This window comes from Acidovorax soli, assembly GCF_900107605.1.
GTDB lineage: Bacteria > Pseudomonadota > Gammaproteobacteria > Burkholderiales > Burkholderiaceae_C > Acidovorax > Acidovorax soli.
In genome coordinates this window covers 44,345-51,964 of record NZ_FNQJ01000025.1, presented here as the reverse complement: position 1 = coordinate 51,964, position 7,620 = coordinate 44,345, and the positions used below count along the sequence as shown (strand labels likewise).

9 protein-coding genes are annotated in these 7,620 nt (G+C 59.1%); 8 read left to right on the top strand and 1 reads right to left on the bottom strand.

From position 1 onward, the window contains the following. Positions 1-146: 146 nt before the first annotated feature. Positions 147-374, bottom strand: a complete 228-nt coding sequence (locus BLW02_RS14840) for an HAD domain-containing protein (RefSeq protein ID WP_244273713.1) — start codon at positions 372-374, stop codon at positions 147-149. Between the two features lie 155 nt (positions 375-529). On the opposite strand from BLW02_RS14840, the gene sigZ reads away from it, so the two are divergent. The 8 genes from sigZ (at position 530) to BLW02_RS14800 (ending at position 7,546) form a co-directional block, all read left to right on the top strand. Then, positions 530-1,045: an RNA polymerase sigma factor SigZ gene (gene sigZ, locus BLW02_RS14835; RefSeq protein WP_092699796.1), complete on the top strand. Its 516-nt coding sequence runs from the start codon at positions 530-532 to the stop codon at positions 1,043-1,045. A gap of 95 nt (positions 1,046-1,140) precedes the next feature. Then, the gene (locus BLW02_RS14830) at positions 1,141-2,193 is read left to right on the top strand and encodes a permease (protein WP_092699794.1); all 1,053 of its coding nucleotides are present in this window, start codon (positions 1,141-1,143) and stop codon (positions 2,191-2,193) included. A gap of 25 nt (positions 2,194-2,218) precedes the next feature. Further along, positions 2,219-2,452, top strand: coding sequence for a thioredoxin family protein (locus tag BLW02_RS14825; RefSeq protein WP_092699792.1), 234 nt, complete (start codon positions 2,219-2,221; stop codon positions 2,450-2,452). After that, entirely contained in the window at positions 2,449-2,886 is a 438-nt protein-coding gene (locus tag BLW02_RS14820) for an OsmC family protein (protein WP_092699790.1), read from the top strand. Before BLW02_RS14825 ends, BLW02_RS14820 begins: the two co-directional genes overlap by 4 nt. A gap of 10 nt (positions 2,887-2,896) precedes the next feature. Beyond that, the gene (locus BLW02_RS14815) at positions 2,897-4,177 is read left to right on the top strand and encodes a hypothetical protein (RefSeq protein WP_244273712.1); all 1,281 of its coding nucleotides are present in this window, start codon (positions 2,897-2,899) and stop codon (positions 4,175-4,177) included. 9 nt (positions 4,178-4,186) lie between these two features. Continuing rightward, positions 4,187-5,077 carry a class II glutamine amidotransferase gene (locus BLW02_RS14810; RefSeq protein WP_092699786.1) on the top strand — a complete coding sequence of 297 codons (891 nt, stop codon included), beginning with the start codon at positions 4,187-4,189 and terminating at the stop codon, positions 5,075-5,077. 178 nt (positions 5,078-5,255) lie between these two features. Next, a complete protein-coding gene (locus tag BLW02_RS14805) occupies positions 5,256-6,344 on the top strand; it encodes an FAD-binding oxidoreductase (RefSeq protein WP_092699784.1) in 1,089 nt (362 codons plus the stop codon). Between the two features lie 17 nt (positions 6,345-6,361). Further along, complete coding sequence (locus tag BLW02_RS14800) at positions 6,362-7,546, top strand: thiolase family protein (protein WP_092699782.1); 1,185 nt, start codon at positions 6,362-6,364, stop codon at positions 7,544-7,546. Positions 7,547-7,620 lie beyond the last annotated feature (74 nt).

Here is a 7,620-nt window from a genome sequence, read left to right as displayed (position 1 = left end):
CTTCCAGCGATTCATGGCTGCTATCGCCGAGAAAAGCTCCGCTACCATTCATTGAATATCAACCAGCGGTGTTGCACTTCAGATTTGAGACCGCCCCTAGATTGGTGTTTTCTGAGGTCAGGTGGTCTGCCCTCCTGGCAGTCTTTTCAAAGTGTGGTTTGAAGACGAGCTGTCAGTTGTGAACCGGTGGCCTGCGTAAGTCCCGTTCGCCCATCGACCAAAAACAACGACTTGCAGAACGGCCGATAGAGCCACGATCGATCATCCACCGCCACCCATCTGCGATGTGGCACATCGTTGGCCCAAAGCCAGGCCTGACACTCCGCCTCCCGCTCGTAGGCAGTCAGATAATTTGTAGCGATAGCTACAGCCATGACTGCTCATAGTAGAGACAATGTGAGACATGAAACTTGTCACCAAATTCCACCCCAAATGGAGCACCTGCCGCAAGGCCCAGGCAGCGACGGGTGAGGGTGTGAGCCAGACTGCGACGTGAATCATGGCGGGCGTGCATGAACTACCTTGCCTGATGGCCGCGTGGCATGCTCACGAGCGGCAATTGCGCGGCTGGTTGATCCAACACGTTGAAGATCACGCGACAGCGCAAGATCTGCTGCAAGACGTCTTCATGAAAGCTCTTCGCCAGGGAAAGGGCTTTTGTGATATCGATAACGCCCGTGCTTGGCTGTACGAGGTCGCGCGCAATACCGTGACCGACCACATGCGTCGTCGCCGCGAGTGGGTGGAACTGCCTGATGACTTGCCAGCGGTACCAGACGACCCTGTGCCTGCGGTAGACAGTCTCGCCTCTTGCCTGCCGCGTGTCCTTGGCGAGTTGAGTGAAGAAGACCGGGATGCCATCACCGAGTGCGACCTCAACGGCATGAGTCAGGAAGCCTACGCAAAGAAACTGGGCTTGAGTTTGCCTGGCGCCAAATCACGTATCCAGCGAGCCCGCAAGCGACTGAGGTTGCAGTTGACCCAATCCTGCCAAGTGAAGCTCGATGCTTCAGGGCAAGTCTGCTGTTTTGTGCCTCGTATCTGATGAGCATCCATTTGACGCCTGCATCTTTTTGACAGCATGTGCGTCTTCTTGACTGACAGGCTTGACCTGATGACCTAGAAGACCACACTGCTGCCATGAACACCACTGCATCCCCCGTACCCCGGCCTGCGCCCCTGATTCGTTGGCTAGCGGGCTTAGCGTTGGCGGCCCCCGTCTGGTTCTGGGCTTACCAACATCTCACGGATTTCGCCGATGCTGTCCTGAGTTTGACCGGTCTCACGCGCCAGAGCGCCTTGGGCGAGGCGCTGCACTTCTTCTTTTTCGACACACCCAAGGTCTTGCTTCTGCTGACGGGTATTGTGTTCGTCATGGGCATCGTGCAGACCTTCTTTGCACCAGAGCGCACACGCGCCCTGCTGGCGGGTAAACGAACCGGTGTTGGCAACGTACTGGCGGCCCTTCTGGGCATCGTCACACCTTTTTGCTCTTGCTCCGCTGTGCCCTTGTTCATCGGCCTGCTCTCGGCGGGCGTGCCGTTGGGCATTACCTTCTCGTTTTTGATATCAGCTCCCATGGTCAACGAGGTGGCATTGGCGCTCCTGTTTGGCATGTTCGGTTGGAAAGTGGCAGGCCTTTACCTGGGCATGGGGCTGCTGGTGGCCATCGTTTCTGGGCTGGTAATTGGCCGACTGGGTATGGAGAAGCACCTGGAGGACTGGGTGCAGGCCATCGCGCGGGGGGATGCAGCGCCTGTACAGGATGAGGGCCTCAATTGGGTGCAGCGTTTCGAGGCGGGCTGGAGCCACGTGCGTGAGATCGTGGGCAAGGTCTGGCCTTACGTGATCGTTGGCATTGCGCTGGGAGCTGGCATTCATGGCTATGTTCCTGAGGACTTCATGGCATCGATCATGGGACGTGATGCTTGGTGGTCAGTACCCGTGGCGGTCTTGCTGGGCGTGCCCATGTATACAAACGCAGCAGGCGTCATCCCCATCGTGGAAGCACTGATCGGCAAGGGTGCCGCGCTAGGAACAGTGCTGGCTTTCATGATGAGCGTGATCGCCTTGTCCGCCCCGGAAATGATCATCTTGCGCAAGGCGCTGAAACCTCGCTTGATTGCCACCTTTGCTGGCGTCGTTGCCCTGGGCATTTTGCTGGTGGGCTATGTGTTCAATCTGGTTCTGTAAACCTCTCATTCACAAGGGAACAATCATGAAAGACATCAAGGTTCTGGGCTCGGGCTGCGCTAACTGTAAGACCACCATTGCACTCATCGAACAAGTTGCGCAGGACAAGGGCGTCGAAATCAAGGTGGACAAGGTGCAAGACATGCAGGCCATCATCGGCTACGGCGTGATGTCCACTCCGGGCGTGGTCATCGATGGCAAGGTGGTGCATTCCGGTGGAGTGCCCAGCCGAGACAAGATTCAGCAGTGGTTCGCATGAGCGCCCCCGAAGCCGCCAAGCTCACGTTTGACGTGCTGTCTGCGCGACTGAGCGCGCATGCCAGTCAGGCGCAGTGCAAGCAAGCCACGATCACCCTGGACACCGATTTGGCGGGTAACCCACAGGCTTTTAACCCTGCGGAGTTGCTACTGGCAGCATTATCGGCATGCATGATCAAGGGCATTGAACGTGTTTTGCCGATCCTAAAGTTTGAATTGCGGGGCGTTGAGGTTCGTGTGCACGGTGTGCGTCAAGACGTGCCCCCACGCATCGAATCGATCACCTATGAGATCGTGGTCGATACAGACGAACCTGATCGCAGGCTGGCCTTGCTGCACGAAAACGTCAAAAAGTACGGAACGGTATTCAACACTGTGGCTCCAGGCACAGATCTGTCGGGGGTGTTGCGGCGCAAAGACCAGGCCACGACATGAGCTTCGATTGATGAACACTGTTGCGCTGCCCCTGACCACCGCCGAAGCGCTCAACCAGGGCTGCTATTGCCGCACGCTGAGCGCCGAGAAGTTGCAGCGTCAACTGGAGAAAGACGACAGTTTGGCTGGCATGGCGCAAGACATCGCGCGCACACGCCCGCATCTGTTTTCCTCTACGGTGGTTTTTCTGGCTCAGCCCGTTGTCGAGAAGATGCGGTTGGCCGTGCAAGCGCTGGAGCGCGTCATGGCGCTACCGGCTTACCAGACCCAGGCGCTGGCGCGCGCACCGGCCATCGCCCAGCATGAGTTCGGTCCCCTGGGCATGTTCATGGGCTATGACTTCCACCTGGGTGCACAAGGGCCCCGGCTCATCGAGGTCAATACCAATGCCGGTGGCGCCTTGCTCAATGCGGCGCTGGCCCGCGCCCAGCAGTCTTGCTGCGAAGCCATGAATTGGGCGTTCAAGCCTGACCCCACGCCGGCTGGTCTGGAAGACGAACTCTTTGAGATGTTCACCCGAGAATGGCGCCGCCAGCGGGGCGACACACCCATGGGCTCGGTGGCCATCGTGGATGACGATCCCGCCGCTCAGTACCTGGCGCCTGAGTTCGAACTGTGCCGCCACATGCTGAAACAACGTGGCGTAGATGCCCAAATATTGGCGCCCGAAGCCCTTGAATGGAGCGGCGGCCAGTTGTCTTCTGGTGGCGAAGTGATCGACATGGTCTACAACCGACTTACGGACTTCTACCTGACAGACCCTGCCCACAGCGCCCTGAAAAGCGCCTATGAAGCCGGGGTCGTGGTGATGAGCCCGCACCCGCGTGCACACGCCCTGCACGCCGAGAAGCGCAACTTGGTGGCCCTCAGCGATGCCACGCTGCTGTCATCCTGGGGTGTGAGCGAGGCCGATCAAGCGCTGCTGGCTGCGGTGGTGCCCCAAACCGTACAGGTTACGCCTGAGCGAGCTGAGGAACTCTGGGCGCAACGTCGCCAGTGGTTCTTCAAGCCCGAATCCGGCTATGGTGGCAAAGCCGTCTACCGAGGCGACAAGCTGACCCGCCGGGTCTGGCAGGACATCATTGCCGGCGGTTTCGTGGCACAGGCAATGGTGCCACCCGGCGAGCGCCTGATTGAGGTGGACGGCGTGCATACCGACCTCAAATTCGACATCCGAGCCTACACATACGCGGGGCATGTGCAACTGTTGGCCGCACGCATGTACATCGGCCAGACCACCAACTTCCGCACCAACGGTGGTGGGTTTGCACCTGCCGTCATCGTGCCTTAGGAGAAAGCCATGTGTGAACTCCTGGCCATGTCCAGTTCGCGACCGAGCCACCTGACGTTTTCACTTCAGGCCTTGACCGAGCACTCGGTGCATGGCAGTCGGGATGGGTGGGGTGCAGCGTTCTACGCAGGGCGCGATGTGGCGCTTTTTCGAGAGCCTGAAGCTGCCAGTGGCAGTGCCTTGGTGAGTTTTTTACAAAACCAGGGGCCCAGCACGACACTGGCTATCTCGCACATTCGTCACGCGACGATGGGTGAGGTGGCACTGGCCAACACTCAGCCGTTTGTGCGGGAGATGGCAGGGCGAATGCACACATTCGTACACAACGGCAACTTGCCCGGCATTAAAAGTCATCCGCGCTTCGCTGAGGGCCGTTTCCGGTCCATTGGCGATACAGATTCCGAACATGCATTTTGCATTTTGCTGGACCGTATCCAAGAACTATGGGCGACCACAGAAGTGCCCACGCTGGATGCGCGGCTGAGCGTGATTTCGAAATTTTCGAGCGAACTGCGTCAACTGGGACCCGCCAATTTTTTCTATACGGACAGTGATGTTCTGTTTGCCCATGGTGATCGTCGGTTGCAGGCAGCGGACGGGCGCACGCGATCGCCTGGACTTTGGTTACTTGAGCGCCGATGCGGGGATAGCGACAAGGCGTTGCATGCCGAAGGCATATCGGTAAAACCAGGGTTTCAGGACCTCGTGCTCATCGCAAGCGTCGCCTTGAACGCTGAACCTTGGAAAGCTTTCTCTGAAGGTGAACTGGTCGCTGTTTCGATGGGCAAGGTGCTCAAATCGGGCGTGCAACAGCCTGTGCCGACGCCCCCGCTAGAGCTCACAGTGGTTGGTTATGGCGAGGCTGTGCAGCGCATGCATATGAAGAAACGCCAGTTCTGATCCATCAGGGCTCTGTGGTGTTGAACGGTCTACTCCCGACAGAGGAAATTGAGGCCTGGCTCCTTGGTTTCAATCCGAAGGGGTAATTCACTGAGCTTGATTTTCATCAAGAACCATTTGTGATCCCTGTTGCCTGATAGCTGCCGGGTTTCATTCTTTTCTTCACCGAGACACAGGCATGCCCAATCCTCAATTCACCAAGCCCTGGCACGGTGTGCCACGCGACCAGATCCACTGGAACCCCAGCATCATTGAGGACGCATGCATCGGTTGCGGCACATGCGTCACGGGTTGCAGTCGCCTGGTCTACCGCTTTGAATTCGACCGTAAGAAGCCCGTTGTCGTCGATCCCATGAACTGCATGGTGGGCTGCACCACGTGCGCCAACACCTGCCCCGCGCACGCCATCGCTTTCCCATCCATCGACACGGTGCTGGCCTTGGAAGGGCTGGGGCAGGTTCGTCACGCAGTGGAAGACGATTTGCTGGCGCGCCACGACATCTTGATGGCGACCGAATCCCTCCCTCATCCTGATCGCATCATCACCTTGGCCGTCGCGCAGATAGAGCATCTCGGCACAGACGTGCTGCGGGTTCAATTCAAACCGGCGCAGGCGGGCGAATGCTTCTGCGAATTCACGCCGGGGCAGTACATCGAGTTGTGGCAACCTGAGTCCTCACACCTGTCGCGGTCCTATTCAATTGCCAACGCACCTCATGGTGACGGGAGCATCACCTTGCACATACGTCGCGTCGAGGGGGGGCGATTCACCCAGTGGGCGTTCGAAGCGATGAAGGTGGGTGACACGGTACAGGCCAGGGGCCCGCTGGGAGGCTTCACCATGCGCTCCAAGTCAGACACGCCCTTGCTGTTCATGGCTGGGGGAACGGGTCTAGCGCCCGTTCTTGCCTTGCTGGAGCAGCAGTCTCGATTTACCCCGCAGCGTGACATGGTGTTGGTGTGGGGCATGCGAAGCCCTGAGGCGTTTTATGCCCTGGATGATCTGCTCGCCTTGATGGCACGGGCGCCAGCGCTCAAGGTCTACCTGGCAAGCGCAGAGGGCTGGGCGGGACAGGTGGCTGCTGATGGACTCCTTCACCGTGTTGCCGGTACGGCAGTCGATGCGTTGATGCAGAACCCCGACTTACTCGGAGAGCGAGATGTCTATACCGCAGGCCCACCCGTGATGTTGCGAGAGATTGCCCGTGTATTGGAGACTGCGCGCGTCGATAGTGCCCGCATCCACATGGATTCTTTTGGTGTTTGACTACTCAAAGAGTGAACATGAGCCAAGCTGAAGTTGTGATTTGCGATCCCGTCCGAACCGCCATCGGTACCTATGGTGGGGCCCTCAAGGATGCGGCAGCACCAGATTTGGGCGCAGTCGTTATCCGGGAGAGCCTCAAACGCGCTGGCCTGCAGGTCGACAAGATTGAATCGCTCATCATGGGTAATGTCATCCAGGCGGGAGTGAAAATGAACCCCGCTCGACAAGCGGGCATCGGTGCCGGTCTGCCCGTTGAGGTGCCTGCGATGACCGTGAACCGGGTCTGTGGTTCCGGTGCCCAGGCCATTGCCAGTGCGGCACTGGAGATTTGGTCCGGCATGACCCAGGTCGCCATGGCAGGCGGTATGGAAAACATGGACCGTTCCCCCTACCTGCTGCCGCAAGGCCGTTGGGGCGCGCGCATGGGTGACGCCACACTGTTCGACAGCATGTTGTACGACGGCCTGAATGATGCCTTCAGCGGCAAACATTCCGGCTGGCACACTGAAGACCTGGTGGCGCTCAAGAAGATCAGTCGAGAAGACCAAGACCGTTGGGCCTTGCGCTCTCAGCAGCTGTTCTCCGCAGCGCAGGCCGATGGCAAGTTCGACGCCGAGATCGTGACCGTTGAGGTACCTGGCCGAAAGGGCCCTACGCTGTTTGCCCGTGACGAACACAACCGTCCCGAGACCACGGCCGAATCCCTGGCCAAGCTAAAGCCCGCTTTCCGCAAGGAAGGCACCATCACGGCGGGCAATGCGCCGGGCCTCAATACCGGGGCTGCGGCCATGATCGTGACCGAGAGGAACTGGGCCGAACGCCATGGCTTGAAGCCCATGGCGCGCCTGGTGAGTTACGGCGTGGGAGCGGTGGAGCCCGGCATGTTCGGCCTGGGACCCGTGCCTGCCGTACTTCAAGCCCTGAGCCGCGCCAAGTGGTCGGTTGCGGACGTCCAGCGTGTCGAAATCAACGAGGCCTTTGCCGCCATCGCCCTGGCCTGCCTGCGCGAGCTGGGCCTGCCTGAGGACATCGTCAACGTTGAAGGGGGCGCCATCGCTCACGGCCACCCGATTGGTGCCAGCGGTGCGGTGCTTACCACCCGGCTGTTGCATTCGATGAAGCGGGACGGCCTCAAGCGCGGCTTGGTGACCTTGTGCATCGGCGGTGGCCAAGGCATCGCATTGGCGCTTGAAATGCTTTGACGGCGATGCCGCATCTTTTTGATATGGTCTGCGTCTTCTCCTTTGAGACCACACTCAATGGAGCAAGATCATGT